A 17,322-nucleotide genomic window follows, 5' to 3' on the forward strand; every position below is an offset into this window, starting at 1 on the left:
ATCCCCATACAATTAGCTTGATTAGATGTTTATAGCAATATTTCAGCTTAGGGCTTTACACATTGCAAAAGTTTTTGAGAAAAATATAGATTTTTAAGCTGCCTATCGGACATATCGCCAGTCTCTGGCTATGCACCAAACATAGATTATTACTGTAAGGGTTACCTTTACGAAACTAGAAGAAGGGAGGTCTAGGCAATGGAAGATAAAAGATATATGTCACATATGAACTGGCAAGGCTGTAAATGTCCTAAAAAAGAGGAAAAATGCTGTCAACGTAAAGTTGAAAAATGTCATTGCCAAAAAGAGGAAAAATGCCATTGTAAAAAAGAAGAAAAATGTACACCAAGAATGAGCAGCCACTGTAGAGGCTGTATTTGCCACCAATTAAGAAAATTAGAGCTAGCTACTACACTAGATATCTTCTTATCTGGAGGTGTTAGCTTCTTAGGTGTGACTTTCATTTCCCTCGATCCAAGAAATTGCTGTGCATACTTCCTTGAGCCAGGTGCAGCTGCTGCTTCTCCTTTAATCGTAGATTGCAATAAAATTGTTGCGATTCGTCGAGTGGCTGTAGCTTAATTAATATAGAGGGTAGCCTTATACAGGTACCCGAAAAAACGCTGTCATATTTAATGTGACAGCGTTTCATGCTTACAATCCGGGCATTTACCATATATTTCAAACTTATGATTTTCAATTTCATAATCAGGTAATTTTTCACCTAACATTTCCATTGGACAAAGATTAAGCTCTTTGACGTTGCCACAATCCATACATATAAAATGATGGTGATGATGTGCAGATTCACAGTGCATACGGAAATTACGTTCCCCTGATAGCTCTGTTTCTTCTAATATCCCAAGTTTCACAAAAGTAGCAAGGTTACGATAAATGGTATCAAAACTCATTCCCGGAAAATCCTTTTTTAGAACATCCAATAAATCACGGGCTGTTAGATATTTATCTGTTGCTGCAAACATATCTAATATTAACTCCCGTTTATCTGTTTTTTTATAGCCATTTTCCTTTAATATTTCCCACGCTCTTGAAATATTCATTGCGCTACCTCCCCCTGCTTTGCAGCCATTTTAAATGCTACTTTCTTTCCTAGGATTACAAGTAACAAAATCAAAATAGAAGTGACAACAATTGTGCCTCCCGGTGCTAAATCCATATAAAATGCACTAATTAGACCAATTAGTACAGCAGTTTCTCCAAAAACAATAGCATAAATGATGGTTTGCTTAAAGCCCTTTGCCAAGCGCATTGCTGCTGCGACAGGTAATGTCATCAGAGATGATACAAGTAAAATACCTACTATGCGCATACTTGCCGCAATGACAAGCGCAGTCACAATCATAAATAAAAGATGAACCCAACGAGCTGGAAGTCCACTAGCTTTTGCATATTCCTCATCAAAAGACAAAACAAATAATTCTTTAAAAAATAAAAACAAAAAAATAATTACAATGGCAGCAATTCCGATCACCACCCATAAATCTTGACGAGATACAGCAGAAACCGAGCCAAACAAATAACTCATTAAATCTGTGCTAAAGCCACTGGCAAGTGAGATAAAGATGGCGCTAATCCCAATACCACCTGACATAATGATTGGAATGGCAAGCTCCTCATAGTGCTTATATAAACGTCTTAAACGCTCAATCAAAATAGAGCCACTAACAGAGGCTAGTATACCTAAATAAATAGGATTGAGCATTGCTAAGGCTGATACAGATTGACTGATGTATAAACTCCCAGCGATTCCAGCGAGTGTTACATGTGACAAAGCATCGGCAATCAAGGACAGCCTACGTACAACAATAAACACCCCCAGCAGTGGTGCAAGTATGCCAATTAATAATCCAGAGAAAAAGGCATTTTGTAAAAATTCATAATGTAAAATTGCTTCAATCATGTGCCTACTCCTTCTAATGAATCTTTCTCACGGAATGGCCATACCAAGCATCTAGCGCGTCCTGAGAAATATTATCAAATTCATTTTTATAGCCGTGGAAGTGAATGGTTTGATTTAAACATGCCACATGACTAATACGATTTGATACCGTATCGACATCGTGTGTGACAAGAATCATCGTAATTCCTTGTTCCCGATTTAATTTCGCCAGCATATCATAAAATGACTGCACGTTCTCGTGATCAATGCCGACAGTTGGCTCATCTAAAATGAGCAGTTTGGGATCACTGACTAAAGCTCTTGCAATAAAAACACGTTGTTGTTGTCCACCAGATAATTCTCCAATATTGCGATTCATATAAGCATCCATGCCAACTGCCTTTAAAGCTTCTTGAACTTTGTCTTTGGCGTCTCGGCCAGGTCTTTTAAAAAGCCCTAATTTTTTTGTTAATCCACTTTTCACGACCTCTTGCACGGTTGCTGGGAACCCAGAATTAAAGGCATTGGATTTTTGTGAGACATAGCCAATCCATTCACGGTGCTTAAAGTTTGCGCTTGTTTCACCAAATAGCTTTATTTCACCGGATAAAGGTTTCAACAAACCTAAAATAATTTTTAATAATGTTGATTTTCCCGAACCATTTGGACCGAGAAGTGCTAAAAAATCTCCCTCTTCTACACGAAAAGAAATGTTTTTTAAAACTTGCGTATAGTCATATTGAAATGACACATTTTCAATGTCAATAAGTGTTGTTTTCATGCATGATCGCTTCTTTCTAATTCAAAATCATTACGATTTACAAATTGTAAGTATAAAGGAAAGTGCAGTTTTTGTAAAGAAAAGAAGATGGATGCTTTTTCGAATAGGCTGATGGCAAGTGTGTAAATGATTTCGTGAAAATAAAATGGGATAAAGGAGGATTGACTTTGAGTATTCAATTTTTACAGCAATTAGCACAAAGCACGGATAAGGAAATTGTCGCGATTGCTCGTGAAGAAGGTTTTAGCATTACGACTTCTGAAGTAAAAAAACTTCGACCTTATTTGGAGCAATTCTCATTTTCTTGGCTATTTTTAGGTATTCCTAAAGATATTCTTGTTGAAGTGGAAGCTGTTTTAGGGAGAAAGCGCTCTCGCCAACTGATTGCCTTGTTTACAAAATAAAAAAAGCCCGAAATCAGAACCAGCCTGATTTCGGGTTAGTTATATTAGCCCTTTAAAGCTTCAATATGCTCAGGCTTAAATGTACCGTTTCGTAACATATCGATTTCCACTTTATACGGAGCTACCTTAGATTTAGCGTCACTAGTGAGAGGGACAAACGGTGTCTCTAAAATTTTAGGAACATCCATTAATTGTGGATGGTGTACTACATAGTTGAGGGCATCAAAGCCAATATGACCAAAGCCAATATTTTCGTGGCGATCCTTACCTGCACCACGCACATTTTTGGAGTCATTGATATGCAATACTTTAATGCGTTCCACACCTATTATTTTATCAAATTCGTTTAATACCCCATCAAAATCTTCCACAATATTATAGCCAGCATCATGTGTATGACAAGTATCAAAGCATACAGAAAGTCGCTCGTTATTTGTTACACCATCAATAATTTTAGCAAGCTCTTCAAAGGAACGTCCACATTCTGTCCCCTTCCCTGCCATGGTTTCTAATGCAATTTGAACGGGATAGTCTTGAGATAAAACCTCATTTAAACCTTCAATAATTTTAGCAATACCAGCATCAGCACCAGCTCCTACATGGGCACCAGGATGTAACACAATTTGCGTTGCCTCCAGTGCTGCAGTACGTTCAATTTCCGATTGTAGGAAATCTACACCGAGACGGAATGTTTCTGGTTTTTCTGTATTGCCAATATTAATAATATAAGGTGCATGTACAACAATATTGGTCATACCATGCTCTTTCATATGCAGGAGTCCATTCATGATGTTTAAGTCAGCAATGGCTTTGCGACGCGTATTTTGCGGTGCTCCAGTATAAATCATAAATGTATTGGCTCCGTATGACAGTGCCTCTTTACTAGAGCCAAGTAGCATTTCTTTCCCGCTCATCGAAACATGTGAGCCAAGTAACATGTTAAAGCCCCCTTATTTTTTACCTCGTGCTTTTAAGCGACGTTCACGTTTTTTAATTTTTTCCATTTCCCACTTCATATTACGTTTGTAGCCAGGTTTTACCTTTTTAGGCTTACGTACCAACGCTTTTGCTTTCACATCAATTTCATTTTCTTGCTTCACACGATTTTTACGTGCATGACGCTCTTTTAACTCTGTCCATTCGCCATCTTTTACATCTTTTTGTACAAAAGGAATGCCCATTTTTTCTACGCGAACTACTGCATCCTCGTCTGATGGCTCAAATAATGTAATGGCTGTCCCTTTATTGCCTGCACGCGCTGTTCGACCAACACGGTGAATAAAGAATTCTAAGTCTTCTGGAATCTCGTAGTTAATAACATGAGAAATGCCTTGGATATCAATACCACGAGCAGCTAAGTCAGTTGCTACAATGTATTGGTAGTCAAGCTCACGGATTTGCTTCATCATTTTTTTACGATCACGTGGACTTAAGTCACCATGAATTTGACCACAACGGATACCATGCTCATTTAAGTAGCCAGCAACGTGTTCTGCTGTTTTACGTGTGTTGGTAAAGATAACAGCTAAAAAGGGATTAATGCCCTCAATGACTTCTAATAAACGTTTATTACGCGATTTTGAGCGCACTGGTACAAGCACAAAATCGATGCCTTCTGCCACTGGTCGTTTATCATTCATATGGACGTGCACTGGCGCTTCCATATATTTCTTTAAAAATGGCTGAAGTTTTTCTGGAATTGTTGCAGAAAAAACATACATTTCAAGCTTTTCTGGCATCTGTGAAGCAAATCCATCAATCTCTTCAATGAAGCCCATATCAAAAGCTAGATCCGCTTCATCAACAACTAAGATTGGTGCTGTATGCACAAATAACGCTTGTGCTGAAACAAGGTCACGAATACGTCCTGGTGTTCCAACAACAATTTGTGGCTGTGTTTTTAATTTATCAATGGAGCGTTGTTTGTCCGTACCCCCAATAAATAGTTTTGCTTGAATCGCAGTTCCTTCTATTAATTGATTTAATGCATCAAAAATTTGTTGTGCTAACTCTCGAGTAGGAGAAGTAATAACAGCCTGTACTTCCTGTTTTTCTACATCAATACGTTGAACAATCGGGATTAAAAAACTATGTGTTTTCCCTGTTCCTGTATGTGCCTGTCCAATAGCACTTTTTCCTTTTAATAAAAGCGGAATAATTTCTTTTTGAATTGGTGTCGGTTCTGTAAAGCCTAGATTTGCAATGGCGTCCTGCAAAAATGGCTGAAAATTATAATCAGTATATTTTGACATCATTCGTTCCTCCTAACATCTTTTTCATTGTACCATGATTCGAACTTTAAGGTATATTTACGTTCTATTTCTTACTAGCATAAACATATTTTTAATGTTTTATTATCACCGTAACAAAGCCCTTATCAAAGGTACTTGAAATACGCAGAATATGCAATCAAAAAAGCGCTGCAACAATGTTCGAAAACGCTTGTAATATGTAATTTTTATGTCAATTTATAGGGAACTAATGATTAGCAGATTTCCCACATGTTATGATAGAGCTGTAATATATTATGGGAGGTTGGTAGATTATGAAAGCAGCAAGATGGTATAAAGCAAAAGACATCCGTGTAGAAAACATTGAAGAACCAGTCATCGCACCTGGAAAAGTAAAAATTAAAGTACATTGGACAGGGATTTGTGGCAGTGATTTACATGAATACGCAGCTGGGCCAATCTTTATTCCAGTGGAGCAACCTCACTATGTAAGTAAAGACATCGCACCCATTGTGATGGGACATGAATTTTCAGGAGAAGTAGTTGAAATTGGCGATGGTGTAACATCTGTTCAAATAGGAGATCCTGTAGTAGTAGAACCAATCCTTGCATGTGGCGAATGTGCTGCTTGTAAAAAAGGTAAATATAATATTTGTAAACATTTAGGTTTCCACGGTCTTTCAGGCGGTGGCGGAGGATTCTCCGAATATACAATGGTAGATGAAAAAATGGTTCACAAAATGCCAGAAGGGCTTTCTTATGAGCAAGGAGCACTTGTAGAACCAGCGGCAGTCGCTTTACATGCCGTGCGTCAAAGTAAATTAAAAGCCGGTGACAAAGCTGCCGTCTTTGGAACAGGACCAATCGGGCTTCTTGTTATTGAAGCATTACGTGCAGCAGGCGCAGCAGAAATCTATGCTGTAGAGCTTTCAGCAGAGCGTGCCGCAAAAGCTTTAGAACTTGGTGCAACAGCCGTCATTAACCCTAAAGAGGAAGATGCCGTTGTGCGTCTGCATGAATTAACAAATGGTGGTGTAGATGTTGCCTTTGAAGTAACGGGCGTTCCTGTGGTTTTACAACAAGCTATTGACTCAACAACTTTTGAAGGTGAAACAATCATCGTGTCGATTTGGGAGTCTACAGCTGCTATCCAACCGAACAATATCGTTCTATCAGAGCGAACAGTCAAAGGAATTATTGCCTACCGCGATATTTTCCCAGCCGTAATGGAGCTGATGACCCAAGGTTACTTCCCTGCAGACAAGCTTGTTACGAAACGAATTGCTCTTGATGAAGTGGTAACAGAAGGCTTTGAGGCATTAATGAAGGAACGTAATCATATTAAAATTCTTGTAAATTCACAAGCATAAAATAGCATCCATAACGCCTCAGTGTAATGGTGTCCAGATTTTTTGAGCTTGCTTAAAAAGCCCCTCTTCAAAATCTGTGCCATCAGTAGTGGGCTTTTATCTTAATCCAGTCAGTGTTTGAACACCAGCTGAATCAAGAGAAAGAAAACGTCGAGTAATTGCTCGGCGTTTTTTTTAAGGTTCACTTGTGGCACAATTTTTTGGACTACATATAATACGTTCACAAGCAAAAAGTAATATGTCACTTCTGTGAATTTCCATATAAGGATCGTGGGTTGTTGTTGTTTTATTGATCTTTATCGAACCCTCCTATTAGCCTTTGCATATCATAGCTATAGTCAGGTATGTCATCAATGAAAAACAAGTAGAAAGGAGATCATTATGGTATTTCGACCACCTTATCCATACCCAATGTATCCGGGTGGCATGAGAATGCCCATGCCCATGCAAACACCTCCACAGATGTCGCCACAGTCCTTTTTCCCGCCTGGAGGCTTCCCTGTTCAACCACGAATTCCAGGCGGCTTTCCAATGGCTAATGGAATAGGTTCATTTGGAGGGCAAATGCCGATGCCACCTGTGCAAGAAGCTTCGAAAGTCGGCTCATTTTTACAGCAAGCCAACAGTTTATTTAATACAGCCAAAACCTATACCCCTTATATCCAACAAGCTATGCCGATGGTGAAAAATATTCCATCACTCTTAAAATTATATAAAGGATTCCAAGGACTTCCTTCCGCTGGCGGTGGAGCAACTGAAGCAGCAGGAAGCGATAGTAAGGCTGCTGGAGGCAATAGTAAGACTGCTGGAAGAAGACGGTCATCTAGGCAAAGTGCATCATTTACGCCTCCCGAGCCACTTCCATCTAAACCACGTATTTTCCAACCACCAATGTAAATGAACGTTTCTTTGTATTCACAGTCACTGTCCGTTATAATGTAGATAGGTAAGCTTGAAAGGAGTCACAACCACCATGCAAGTATTAAAAATTAATCCACGTGGCTATTGCTACGGTGTTGTAGATGCGATGGTGATCGCTCGTAACGCCGCACTTGATAAAACATTACCAAGACCTATCTACATCTTAGGGATGATTGTGCATAATAAACACGTCACAGATGCGTTTGAAGAGGATGGTATCATCACGTTAGATGGTGACAACCGCCTAGAAATTATTGAACAAGTTGAAACAGGTACTGTCATTTTTACAGCACATGGTGTTTCACCGGAAATTCGTGAGATTGCGAAGCGAAAAGGCTTAGTGTCCATTGATGCTACATGTCCTGATGTAACAGTTACCCACGATTTAATTCGTGAAAAATCAGCAGAAGGCTATGACATTATTTATATTGGTAAAAAAGGACATCCCGAACCAGAGGGTGCTATTGGCGTTGCCCCGGATCATGTCCACTTAGTACAGTCTTCTAACGATATTGATGCTTTACAATTAACGAATGATAAATTACTTGTCACAAATCAAACGACAATGAGCCAATGGGATGTCGCCCATTTAATGGATAGTTTAAAAGAAAAATTCCCACATATTGAGGTACACAAAGAGATCTGTTTAGCTACACAAGTACGTCAAGAGGCTGTTGCACAGCAAGCAGGTGAAGCGGATTTACTTATTGTTGTAGGTGATCCTAAATCCAATAACTCGAACCGCTTAACACAAGTTTCTGTAGAAATTGCAGGAACACCATCCTATCGAATTGCAGATGTTTCAGAGCTAAAAGTAGAATGGTTAAAAGGTATCAACATCGTTGCTGTAACAGCAGGTGCTTCTACGCCAACCCCAATTGTAAAAGAGGTTATTAACTTCCTTGATCAATTTGATGAAAATGATCCATCTACACACGAGATTAAGCGTACAGTGACACTAGATAAAATTCTGCCAAAGATTAAGACAGCAACACCTGTTGATAAAATCATGCCTTATTAATTACTCGCAAAAAATCCTGATTGCATAATGACAATCAGGATTTTCTTTATTTACTAAAGTAATAGTTTATAGGACGCCCAATGCCACCATAATGGACATCCATTGTAATTTCCTCTTGTTTTTCAAGATAATCTAAATATCTTCTAGCTGTTACGCGGGCAATGCCAATTCCACTGGCTACTTCTTCTGCTGAAGCACCATCCACCGATTGTAAAAAGTGCACAACCTTTTCAAGTGTTGTACGATTAAAACCTTTTGGGAGATTTTTCTCGGATTTCAATGTAACAGATTGATCCAATAGGGTTTGTCCATCACGATAATGAAATAACTGATCTAATTCTCCCTGTGTGAGCTCACGTTCTGTTTGAGTTTGCTTGTTAAAGCGTAAATAATTGTCAAGTGTCCCTTTAACACGTTCAAAAGAAAAGGGCTTCATAATATAATCAAAAACACCTAGATGTAGTATCTGTTTCACTGTCTCCATATCATTTGCAGCCGTCACGGTAATAACATCTACTGGTAGATCGAGCTCACGTATTTTGCGTAAGCTTGTAATACCATCTTGCTCTGGCATAAAAATATCCATAAAAACTAAATCAGGCTTCAGTTGACAAATTTGCGTAATGCCTTCTAACCCATTAGGTGCCTGTCCAACCACTTGAAAATGCTCTACCTTTTCAATAAATTGACGATTTACCTCTCGTACCATTGGATCATCCTCAATTAATAATACTCTAATCTGTGTCACTGCTAGCCCTCCATCCCATTATGAATAATAAAAGGTGATTAAAAAACTTGTTCCTTTGTTAGGCTCACTGATGACTTCGATGTCACCCTGCCCTTTTTCGACAATTTCCTTTATTAAAAATAACCCTATTCCACGGTAGTTTTTCTCTTTTGTAGAATAACCATTATCAAAAATGTGCTGCTTGACCTCTTCCGTCATGCCAACACCATTATCGGTTACTAATATGGCTAATACGTCATCATCTTCATCCACAGAAACATGAATCACCTTCTCCTCGACCTGTACATCCTTTAATGCATCAAACGCATTTTCTATCAAATTACCAAAGAGAATGACGAAATCATGATGATCCAAATTAGCTGGAAATGATGTAAATCGGCTTTCACGGTCAATTTCCAATCGAATTCCTTGTTCCTTCGCATAGGAAATTTTACTGAGCAATAGCCCAGAAATATTTTCATTTTTTATTCGTTCGTTTAAAAAGTTAGTGATTTCATCATGCTCTTCCTTCACTTGTGTTAAGTAAGAAAGTGCCTGTTCATGATGACCTAGCTGTAAAAGACCCGCTATCGTATGCAGTTTATTTTTATGTTCATGTGTTTGTACACGAAGGGCTTGGACAAATGCTCTAACGCCTGTTAATTCTTCGGCAAGCTTTTTCACTTCCGTACGGTCTTTAAACATGGCCACTGCCCCAACAGTTTCGCCATTAACCTGTATCGGAATTCGATTACTCATAATACTATGATTATTAATATACAGCTCACGATTAAATAACGGCTGATCCAGCTCTAAAATTTCAGGAAGTCGTGTATCTGGCAAGACATGAAAGATTTTCTGTCCAATCAATGTAGAGGGTTTTTCATAAACGCCTAAGATATCACAGGCTTTTTCATTAAAAATCGTAATGGTCAAATCATTATCGATAGCAATGATGCCTTCGTGCATGGCATTAAACGTTTCTGTCCGTTCTACATACATTTTGGCAATTTCATGCGGCTCTAACCCAAACATTTGCTTTTTCATATGAAGCCCCAATGTTCGTGCTCCCCATACACTAAATAGTAACGATAATAGTACAGTAACCATTAGTTCGGTTTGCATTGTTTGCAGTAACTCCACTACCGTAAGAACACTGTACCCTACTACTGTAACACCTATTTGTTGTCCTTCATGGTTCATAATCGGAACAAACGCACGAACCATATTACCGTGTTCTCCACGTGCAATCGACGTATAGTAATGCTCTGAAAAAGCGGCGTTTAAATCTCCAGATTGAGATATTCGACCAAGTTCCTGGCTATTAGGATGGGAATATTTTCGTCGTTGCATATCAAGAACAACAATATATTTTGCCCCATTGATATCACGGATTTCCTCTACAACAGGATTAATATGCTGTACGGCATCATAGTAATTTTCACTAGCAATATATGTTTTTATTTCAGGAAGCTGAGAGACGGTTTTTGCTACAAGGAGTGCTTGATCACTTAGTTTGGTCTTTTGCTCATTCATGACAAAACCTAACAAAAAAGTACCGCCAATGCTAAAGGAAAGCATGAGAATAAAAAAAGTCAGAGACATAATTTTTCTTTGCATGGATAACTTCTGAAATTTCAACTGACCGCCTCCCTCCTACTATATTTTAGCTTACTCCATATGTTAGAATAACAAAAACATCAGAAAATACGAATTAATTGGGTGTATACAATGAAAAAATTTATTATTGGTACGATTATAACTGTGCTTGTGTTAATCCTCACTATCAGTGTTCAACAAGGATTACTATTCGCCAAGCCACTTCCCTATGATGATGAGCAAAAGGGTTTAGACACACAGATAACAATTCATTTAAGTCATGTCGTCGCTGAAAATACCCCTAAAGGCCAAGATGCCAACAAATTTGCTGAGCTAGTAGAAGAAAAAACAAACGGGAAGGTCAAAGTACATGTCTACTCCAACTCCTCTTTATTTAATGATGAAAATGAATTTCAGGCATTGCAAAAGGGAGAAGTGGAAATGATCATCCCTACTTTTTCTAAAATGACAGCTTATGTTCCTAATTGGCAGGTGCTTGATTTACCCTTTCTATTTAATACAAATGAGGAAGTAAAGGAAGTCCTAACGGGTTCTATTGGTGAACAATTGGTTAATGAGCTAGAGCCGTTCCATATTAAAGGGCTTGGCTTTTGGTACAATGGGTTTAAGCATCTAACCTCTGTTGAGCAGCCTATTCATACTTTTGAAGATTTACAGGGCTTACGAGTGCGTACGATGCCAAGTAAAACATTAGAAAAGCAATTTGAAGTGGTCAAAGCAACACCTATACCTATTTCTTTTAGTGAGGTCTTTTCGGATTTAGAGAAGCATGCAATAGACGCACAAGAAAATACCGCTTCTAATATCTATTCAAAGGGTTTTTACAAAGTACAAAAGCATATGACTATCACTCAGCATGGGATTTTAGGCTATGCTGTGCTAATGAATGAAACCTTTTGGAATTCTCTACCTATCAAAATTCAGCATCAGTTGTTAGATGCTATGAAAGAAACAACCGATTGGCAATTTGAGCAGGCTGAACTTATGAATGAACAAGATATGGACAAGCTGAAACAGCTAGATGATTTTGATGTGTATACAATGAGTCCCCAAGAAAGACAGCGCTTTAAGGAACAACTTGCACCTGTTTATGATTTTTATAGAGCCCATATTCAAAACGATCAAATCTTAGCAGAGATTGAAAAAATCGTTGATCCCTAATACTTTTGTTCATTAATAAAAAATCCTTACAAAACGTAAGGATTTTTTCTATTGTATTATAATAGATTCGCGAATCTCATAACTACTATAAAACAGCTTAAAACCCTTGATATTACTAGCCTTAATACCCCTTTCTCTCAGAATGAACAAAATGAACAATACAACCATTACGGTCATAAACACTATTGTCGGAAAATTTCAGCTATGATAACCACATGAAAGCGTTCACACAATATTCATAGATGTTGTAGGGGGAGAACTATATGCGGATAAATTTTAAAAACTTAACAGTACAAGTATTGATTGCAATTGTACTAGGGATTATCGTCGGAGCAACATTCCCAGAATTCGGGGCAAAGCTCAAAATCTTGGCGGATATATTTATTAAACTTATTAAAATGTTAATAGCACCCATTATCTTCTTAACAGTCGTAATCGGCATTGGTAGCATGGGGGATGTCAAAAAGGTTGGTAAAATTGGTGGAAAAGCTTTAATCTATTTTGAAATTGTTTCAACTTTTGCCCTTGCAATTGGCTTAATCGTTGTCAATATTGTTCAACCAGGTAAAGGTTTTAATACAGATGCAGCAAGCGGTGCTGATGTTTCACAATATACAGACGCGGCGGCTGCAGAGCATGGTTTAGGTGCATTTATTATGCAAATTATTCCTGAAAATGTAGTTGGTGCTTTAGCAAATGGTGAATTATTACCAGTCTTGTTCTCAGCTGTTTTATTTGGACTAGCTGCGGCGGCGATTGGTGAACCAGCTAAACCTGTTATTAAATTTTTCGAGCAAGTTGCAGATATTTTCTTTAAAATCGTTAACATGGTGATGAAAATTTCTCCTATTGGTGCGTTTGGTGCCATGAGTTATACAATCGGAAATTTTGGACTTAAATCATTAGGAAACTTAGGATTTTTAATGCTATCTGTTTACATTACAATGTTCATTTTTATTGTTGTGATCATTGGATTGATTACCCATTATTTTGGCTTTAGTATTTTTAAATTTATCAAGTACATTAAAGATGAAATCTTTATCGTTATCGGAACATCTTCATCTGAATCTGCATTACCTTCCATGATGCGTAAGCTTGAAAACTATGGTTGTTCAAAGCAAGTGGTTGGGCTAGTGATTCCTACAGGCTATTCATTTAACTTAGATGGAACATCCATTTACTTATCAATGGCTGCTATCTTTATTGCTCAAGCCTATGGTGTGGATTTAGATGTTTGGCATCAAATTACGTTATTAGCCATCTTAATGCTTACTTCTAAAGGGGCAGCTGGTGTAACAGGCTCTGGCTTTATTACACTTGCAGCAACATTAGCAGCATTCCCGATGATCCCAGTAGAGGGGATTGCCCTTTTAATCGGCGTAGATCGTTTCATGTCAGAAGCACGTGCAGTTACAAATCTAATTGGTAATGGTGTAGCAACAGTGGTCGTGTCAAAAATGGAAAAAGAATTTGATACAGAGCAGGAAAAGCGTGCTCTATCCGGTCATACCCAAATATCATAAAATGAACAGGCTGCTGAAAGCGGCTACTTTAGCAGCCTGTTCATTTATTTATAAAGAGGCATGTAGATAAAAAACACCGTAGAGCTAGTTTCTTGAAACCTCCTCGACTACCTACTCGTATAAATAATGACTGGAGGTTTCTTTATGGCAACTTTTACACTTACCTATCCGAAGGGCTTTAAAAGCTTCACTGATATTCCAATCGTGAATGAACAGAACGAAACAGTATGTGTACTTCAAAAAATGGAGCGTACCTCTGCTGGTAAAGTACTGAATGCTGTCTTGCTGGTAGCTGCACAGCAAACATTACCGTACCGTTATGAGACACGAACTACATTAGGTGCACCCCTTTTTCAAGTACAATCTACCCTGTTAACAAAAGGAGTCAGCCATCAAATTGTTATGCCTGATGGCAGCTTGATACCCATTCAACGGAAAACAGTGCAATTATTAGAATCCTCTTATTCATTTACAATGGACGATTTAGAATTTCGTTTTGAAAAGGATTTTACCTCTACTGCTTATTTATATTGCAATGATGAAAAGATTGCTAGTGCAAGCTCTATTGAAACTGAACTAGTACAGACAGGCATACAGTTTAAGCTTTTCCAAGCGGATGATATGCACTTTGTTGCACTCCTAGCAACCCTTTATCAAGCACTCTTTGCATTCACTACATAGCCATAACAAAGGCATCGAGCGTTATTTCTCGATGCCTTTGTTATGACTTAAGATCGCTAATTTAGTTTTTCCCGCTGTGTATTTAATATGTTAATGACATAAGACTGATTTGGTGATGCATTTGTTTGTAAAATCTTCTTAATGGCCTGTTCCATCCTCATAGCTAACTGTAAATCTTCATGAGTGGTGCTCTTGATCGTTGTTTGAATCGTAATGGTTGTTCGATTTTCAATGACTAAATATTCGTATACATCAAAAGCCTCTAAACCTGTGATTAAATCTTCCATCAACAGGTTAATATCAGCCCCCAGCATTTTGTTGTCATCAAGCAATGAAGTAAACTCCCATCTTTCAAAAACAATTGGATAGTCTTTTAATGTCGAGGTTTTAATCACATTTTTTGCAATGGATTCCATGTCTTTTTTGACGGACTGAAAATAGTCTTCTTCGCCTACAACCTGGATCACCAATTCCTTTTCTGCAGTCGTTTTGACATCAATGCCAACATACTTTTCAAGAAGCTTATCCTTCAATCTAGATAGGCTCAACTCTTCATTTGTAATAAGCGGTTGTCCCTCTTTTGTTGTTTCTGATTTATTATCTATTTTTATTTTATCAAACAGGATCAATAGAGATATGATGACGACTAACAATCCTATAACGAACCCAAATCGTTTGACCATTGAATCCCTCCTGTTACGAAGGTATGACCCCATTCAAAACAATATTCACTGTTTTCATGGTCCTGTTCTATCAAATTTATCTCATCGAACAGCTTGTCATTGGATTGCTTATTTTCACCCACATATTCCGGGACACGAAATAAATTTGCTTGTTTTTGTCCTTTCTGTGCCATGCTTCTCAAAAAGGAGTACACTTAAGAGGTAGTAATTCTATCATTTTGGAGGGTTTTATATGGAATCAAAAGCAGCGGATATTAAAAATATGCTTACATTAAATCTGCTCATACAAATTTTAGAAGAACGTGGCATTATGACTGATAAAGAATTAAAGGAACGCCTCACAAATACAGTAAAACTATCTTCTATGGAGAATGATTTAAAAGAAAAAGTCATTGAAGAAATCAAACATTAATGGTAGCTGTCTCATCCAAAAGGACCACTTTCATGTTGATAGTATTACTGAAAGTGGCCGTTCTATTAATTTGAAACTCATAGGAAAAATCTCTACTCCTATTACGATTTCCATTATAAAGTTGCATTTTATTTTAATATGGAACTACCATCAAAAATGATCCTCCAGTATCCTTTGATTGATCCCTAATCCGATAGATTATTTCCTGTAAATTGATCAGGGGCCACTTGTTTCTTTACTTTCATTGCGATTAAATAAATAACGATCGAAACAAATAAAGATAGTACTGCAGGTAAGCCCATTGGATTCACATATTGGAAATAGTACCCAATCATAACAGCTGCAACGACAGCAATCGTAGCCATCCAATTCCATCCTTTTATTTCAACCCATTGTCTTTTACGGATTAAAAAGAAGTCAGCAAACATAACACCTGCTATAGCTGGATAGAGCAAAGCCGTTAAATATAGGAAGTCTGTAAAGTAATCTAGAATGCCCATTAAAGCAATAATTATGGCAATTATTGTACCAATAAATGTGAGTAACGCACGTCCCTTACCTGATGTCACATTTAAAACATTGGCTAACGCTAATCCCATACTATAATTGTTAACCAATTGAGATGTCCAAGTAGCTAACCATAAGATGAGGAAACCCCAAACTGGAAAACCTAAATTCATCATAACATTCACGATATCAGGATCTCCCACACCCACAGACATGATGGCTCCTACAATAAATAGAGGGAATCCAATTAAAACTATCCCACTTGGAATAATAAAATTGTCTTTCCAAGTCGGCTTTGCGTAACGAGTGTAGTCAGAAGCAATTACCCATTGTGACACATTGACACCAATTACAAGGCTAATAGCTGCCATTATGGTCATCGATGGTTCAGGACTCCAAGATGCAATTGTCTGCCAGCCCGTATTTTTTAATGCTAAATAAATACCACCAACAATTAACAATAAACCCGATGGGACAGCTAAATAATCTGTCCACTTCATTGAACCATAGCCAATAATGGAAGGTACAGCAAAAAGAAGACCTGCCACTGTCGTGACTATTGCCCAAGCTAACCAGTCATGTTTATAGTCAATCCCAAACATAGCAGCAATGGCATTTCCAGCAACAGCCGTCTGTAATGCCCACCAGCCAAGTGAAACAATAAATATTGTCAATCCAACTATTAACTTAGCTTGAACCGTTCCAAAGCTTGTTTTGGCAATAACTGAAGAAGGTAGCCCTGTTTTTGCACCGATATATCCTTGTAATGCATTACCAAGCCATTGAAAAACAAATAAAGCAATGATCAATATTAAAAAAATCTTACCTAATCCGAAACTAGCTGATAAACTTGCTCCTACCATTAAAACAGGAATGGTAAATTCAAGCCCACCAAATATCATTGTTGGTGTAATCCAATGTTGACGATCATTCTCTGGTATTGGTGTTAATGCAGGATCTTTCCCAAGCATAGATGTTTTTTCTGTCTTGACTTCATTTTTCATTTTACTTAACCCCCTTACTGTATGTGTTTATTTGTAGCTTGTTTTCTATTAAATCTCTTTATCTTATATCCAATAGCGCATAGACAAGTTCAACCATTTCATCACTATCATTTTTACACCAATGAGGTTCTCCAGCAGGAATATAGGAAGCTTCTCCTTGTGAAATTCGGTAATTTTCCCCACCGGATTCTCCAGTTAAAGTACCTTTTACAATAAAGGAGTACTCATTTTCTAAATGAGAAGTTGTCCCTTCTAATGGTAACCGCTCTCCTGGTTTTATTTGGACAAAGCCAAACTTTATTTGGCTATCGTTGTATTTGTCTTGAAATAGATTCTGTTGAACAATATCTTTCTGTGATACTTCTTTAATAATCAT

The 17,322-nt window shown here is 37.7% G+C and carries 19 protein-coding genes; 9 read left to right on the top strand and 10 right to left on the bottom strand.

Annotated elements, in window-relative coordinates:
- The first annotated feature begins 198 nt into the window (after positions 1 to 198).
- On the top strand, positions 199 to 582 hold the full coding sequence (locus MHB39_RS15175) for a hypothetical protein (protein WP_016993505.1): 384 nt from the start codon (positions 199 to 201) through the stop codon (positions 580 to 582).
- Between the two features lie 50 nt (positions 583 to 632).
- On the opposite strand, the gene MHB39_RS15180 is transcribed toward MHB39_RS15175, so the two are convergent.
- From MHB39_RS15180 to MHB39_RS15190, 3 genes are read right to left on the bottom strand one after another with little or no spacing between them, the layout of a single operon-like run.
- A complete protein-coding gene (locus tag MHB39_RS15180) occupies positions 633 to 1,061 on the bottom strand; it encodes a Fur family transcriptional regulator (protein WP_004227247.1) in 429 nt (142 codons plus the stop codon).
- A complete protein-coding gene (locus tag MHB39_RS15185) occupies positions 1,058 to 1,921 on the bottom strand; it encodes a metal ABC transporter permease (RefSeq protein ID WP_016993506.1) in 864 nt (287 codons plus the stop codon). Before MHB39_RS15185 ends, MHB39_RS15180 begins: the two co-directional genes overlap by 4 nt.
- 13 nt (positions 1,922 to 1,934) lie before the next feature.
- On the bottom strand, positions 1,935 to 2,681 hold the full coding sequence (locus tag MHB39_RS15190; protein WP_036076215.1) for an ABC transporter ATP-binding protein: 747 nt from the start codon (positions 2,679 to 2,681) through the stop codon (positions 1,935 to 1,937).
- A gap of 167 nt (positions 2,682 to 2,848) precedes the next feature.
- Here MHB39_RS15190 and MHB39_RS15195 point away from each other — a divergent pair, with 167 nt between their 5' ends.
- Positions 2,849 to 3,085 (top strand): Nif11 family protein, encoded by a 237-nt coding sequence (locus MHB39_RS15195; protein WP_004227236.1) that lies wholly within the window; start codon positions 2,849 to 2,851, stop codon positions 3,083 to 3,085.
- A gap of 44 nt (positions 3,086 to 3,129) precedes the next feature.
- On the opposite strand, the gene MHB39_RS15200 is transcribed toward MHB39_RS15195, so the two are convergent.
- Together MHB39_RS15200 and MHB39_RS15205 are read right to left on the bottom strand one after the other, a co-directional pair.
- The gene (locus MHB39_RS15200; RefSeq protein ID WP_016993508.1) at positions 3,130 to 4,023 is read right to left on the bottom strand and encodes a deoxyribonuclease IV; all 894 of its coding nucleotides are present in this window, start codon (positions 4,021 to 4,023) and stop codon (positions 3,130 to 3,132) included.
- A gap of 12 nt (positions 4,024 to 4,035) precedes the next feature.
- Positions 4,036 to 5,337 (bottom strand): DEAD/DEAH box helicase, encoded by a 1,302-nt coding sequence (locus MHB39_RS15205; protein WP_016993509.1) that lies wholly within the window; start codon positions 5,335 to 5,337, stop codon positions 4,036 to 4,038.
- Positions 5,338 to 5,630: 293 nt separating this feature from the next.
- On the opposite strand from MHB39_RS15205, the gene MHB39_RS15210 reads away from it, so the two are divergent.
- From MHB39_RS15210 to MHB39_RS15220, 3 genes are all read left to right on the top strand, one after another.
- Complete coding sequence (locus MHB39_RS15210; RefSeq protein WP_036076217.1) at positions 5,631 to 6,686, top strand: 2,3-butanediol dehydrogenase; 1,056 nt, start codon at positions 5,631 to 5,633, stop codon at positions 6,684 to 6,686.
- Between the two features lie 381 nt (positions 6,687 to 7,067).
- A complete protein-coding gene (gene vrrA / locus MHB39_RS15215) occupies positions 7,068 to 7,583 on the top strand; it encodes a VrrA/YqfQ family protein (protein ID WP_036076218.1) in 516 nt (171 codons plus the stop codon).
- 76 nt (positions 7,584 to 7,659) lie between these two features.
- Positions 7,660 to 8,628: a 4-hydroxy-3-methylbut-2-enyl diphosphate reductase gene (locus tag MHB39_RS15220; RefSeq protein WP_004227216.1), complete on the top strand. Its 969-nt coding sequence runs from the start codon at positions 7,660 to 7,662 to the stop codon at positions 8,626 to 8,628.
- 46 nt (positions 8,629 to 8,674) lie between these two features.
- On the opposite strand, the gene MHB39_RS15225 is transcribed toward MHB39_RS15220, so the two are convergent.
- On the bottom strand, positions 8,675 to 9,376 hold the full coding sequence (locus tag MHB39_RS15225) for a response regulator (protein WP_339280165.1): 702 nt from the start codon (positions 9,374 to 9,376) through the stop codon (positions 8,675 to 8,677).
- An 18-nt stretch (positions 9,377 to 9,394) separates the two neighbouring features.
- Positions 9,395 to 10,936, bottom strand: coding sequence for a sensor histidine kinase (locus tag MHB39_RS15230; RefSeq protein ID WP_167444839.1), 1,542 nt, complete (start codon positions 10,934 to 10,936; stop codon positions 9,395 to 9,397).
- A gap of 150 nt (positions 10,937 to 11,086) precedes the next feature.
- Between MHB39_RS15230 and MHB39_RS15235 the strand changes: the two genes are divergently transcribed.
- The 3 genes from MHB39_RS15235 (at position 11,087) to MHB39_RS15245 (ending at position 14,340) form a co-directional block, all read left to right on the top strand.
- Positions 11,087 to 12,136 carry a TRAP transporter substrate-binding protein gene (locus tag MHB39_RS15235; protein WP_342544422.1) on the top strand — a complete coding sequence of 350 codons (1,050 nt, stop codon included), beginning with the start codon at positions 11,087 to 11,089 and terminating at the stop codon, positions 12,134 to 12,136.
- Between the two features lie 263 nt (positions 12,137 to 12,399).
- Positions 12,400 to 13,659, top strand: coding sequence for a dicarboxylate/amino acid:cation symporter (locus MHB39_RS15240; RefSeq protein ID WP_257960665.1), 1,260 nt, complete (start codon positions 12,400 to 12,402; stop codon positions 13,657 to 13,659).
- Positions 13,660 to 13,803: 144 nt separating this feature from the next.
- On the top strand, positions 13,804 to 14,340 hold the full coding sequence (locus tag MHB39_RS15245; RefSeq protein ID WP_342544424.1) for a hypothetical protein: 537 nt from the start codon (positions 13,804 to 13,806) through the stop codon (positions 14,338 to 14,340).
- Between the two features lie 56 nt (positions 14,341 to 14,396).
- On the opposite strand, the gene MHB39_RS15250 is transcribed toward MHB39_RS15245, so the two are convergent.
- On the bottom strand, positions 14,397 to 15,023 hold the full coding sequence (locus tag MHB39_RS15250) for a hypothetical protein (RefSeq protein ID WP_004227202.1): 627 nt from the start codon (positions 15,021 to 15,023) through the stop codon (positions 14,397 to 14,399).
- Positions 15,024 to 15,255: 232 nt separating this feature from the next.
- On the opposite strand from MHB39_RS15250, the gene MHB39_RS15255 reads away from it, so the two are divergent.
- Positions 15,256 to 15,435 carry a hypothetical protein gene (locus MHB39_RS15255; RefSeq protein ID WP_004227198.1) on the top strand — a complete coding sequence of 60 codons (180 nt, stop codon included), beginning with the start codon at positions 15,256 to 15,258 and terminating at the stop codon, positions 15,433 to 15,435.
- A 185-nt stretch (positions 15,436 to 15,620) separates the two neighbouring features.
- On the opposite strand, the gene MHB39_RS15260 is transcribed toward MHB39_RS15255, so the two are convergent.
- Complete coding sequence (locus MHB39_RS15260; RefSeq protein WP_004227197.1) at positions 15,621 to 16,946, bottom strand: cytosine permease; 1,326 nt, start codon at positions 16,944 to 16,946, stop codon at positions 15,621 to 15,623.
- A 58-nt stretch (positions 16,947 to 17,004) separates the two neighbouring features.
- Complete coding sequence (locus MHB39_RS15265; protein WP_004227194.1) at positions 17,005 to 17,322, bottom strand: cupin domain-containing protein; 318 nt, start codon at positions 17,320 to 17,322, stop codon at positions 17,005 to 17,007.

It is taken from the genome of Lysinibacillus sp. FSL K6-4013 (assembly GCF_038630435.1).
Classification (GTDB): domain Bacteria; phylum Bacillota; class Bacilli; order Bacillales_A; family Planococcaceae; genus Lysinibacillus; species Lysinibacillus boronitolerans.

What these genes read in the sequence shown, in the direction of transcription:
- MHB39_RS15175 (WP_016993505.1), top strand. Translation starts at nt 199, where the DNA reads ATGGAAGATAAAAGATATATGTCACATATGAACTGGCAAGGCTGTAAA.
- MHB39_RS15180 (WP_004227247.1), bottom strand. Translation starts at nt 1,061, where the DNA reads ATGAATATTTCAAGAGCGTGGGAAATATTAAAGGAAAATGGCTATAAA.
- MHB39_RS15185 (WP_016993506.1), bottom strand. Translation starts at nt 1,921, where the DNA reads ATGATTGAAGCAATTTTACATTATGAATTTTTACAAAATGCCTTTTTC.
- MHB39_RS15190 (WP_036076215.1), bottom strand. Translation starts at nt 2,681, where the DNA reads ATGAAAACAACACTTATTGACATTGAAAATGTGTCATTTCAATATGAC.
- MHB39_RS15200 (WP_016993508.1), bottom strand. Translation starts at nt 4,023, where the DNA reads ATGTTACTTGGCTCACATGTTTCGATGAGCGGGAAAGAAATGCTACTT.
- MHB39_RS15205 (WP_016993509.1), bottom strand. Translation starts at nt 5,337, where the DNA reads ATGTCAAAATATACTGATTATAATTTTCAGCCATTTTTGCAGGACGCC.
- MHB39_RS15210 (WP_036076217.1), top strand. Translation starts at nt 5,631, where the DNA reads ATGAAAGCAGCAAGATGGTATAAAGCAAAAGACATCCGTGTAGAAAAC.
- vrrA (WP_036076218.1), top strand. Translation starts at nt 7,068, where the DNA reads ATGGTATTTCGACCACCTTATCCATACCCAATGTATCCGGGTGGCATG.
- MHB39_RS15220 (WP_004227216.1), top strand. Translation starts at nt 7,660, where the DNA reads ATGCAAGTATTAAAAATTAATCCACGTGGCTATTGCTACGGTGTTGTA.
- MHB39_RS15230 (WP_167444839.1), bottom strand. Translation starts at nt 10,936, where the DNA reads ATGCTTTCCTTTAGCATTGGCGGTACTTTTTTGTTAGGTTTTGTCATG.
- MHB39_RS15235 (WP_342544422.1), top strand. Translation starts at nt 11,087, where the DNA reads ATGAAAAAATTTATTATTGGTACGATTATAACTGTGCTTGTGTTAATC.
- MHB39_RS15240 (WP_257960665.1), top strand. Translation starts at nt 12,400, where the DNA reads ATGCGGATAAATTTTAAAAACTTAACAGTACAAGTATTGATTGCAATT.
- MHB39_RS15245 (WP_342544424.1), top strand. Translation starts at nt 13,804, where the DNA reads ATGGCAACTTTTACACTTACCTATCCGAAGGGCTTTAAAAGCTTCACT.
- MHB39_RS15250 (WP_004227202.1), bottom strand. Translation starts at nt 15,023, where the DNA reads ATGGTCAAACGATTTGGGTTCGTTATAGGATTGTTAGTCGTCATCATA.
- MHB39_RS15255 (WP_004227198.1), top strand. Translation starts at nt 15,256, where the DNA reads ATGGAATCAAAAGCAGCGGATATTAAAAATATGCTTACATTAAATCTG.
- MHB39_RS15260 (WP_004227197.1), bottom strand. Translation starts at nt 16,946, where the DNA reads ATGAAAAATGAAGTCAAGACAGAAAAAACATCTATGCTTGGGAAAGAT.
- MHB39_RS15265 (WP_004227194.1), bottom strand. Translation starts at nt 17,322, where the DNA reads ATGATTATTAAAGAAGTATCACAGAAAGATATTGTTCAACAGAATCTA.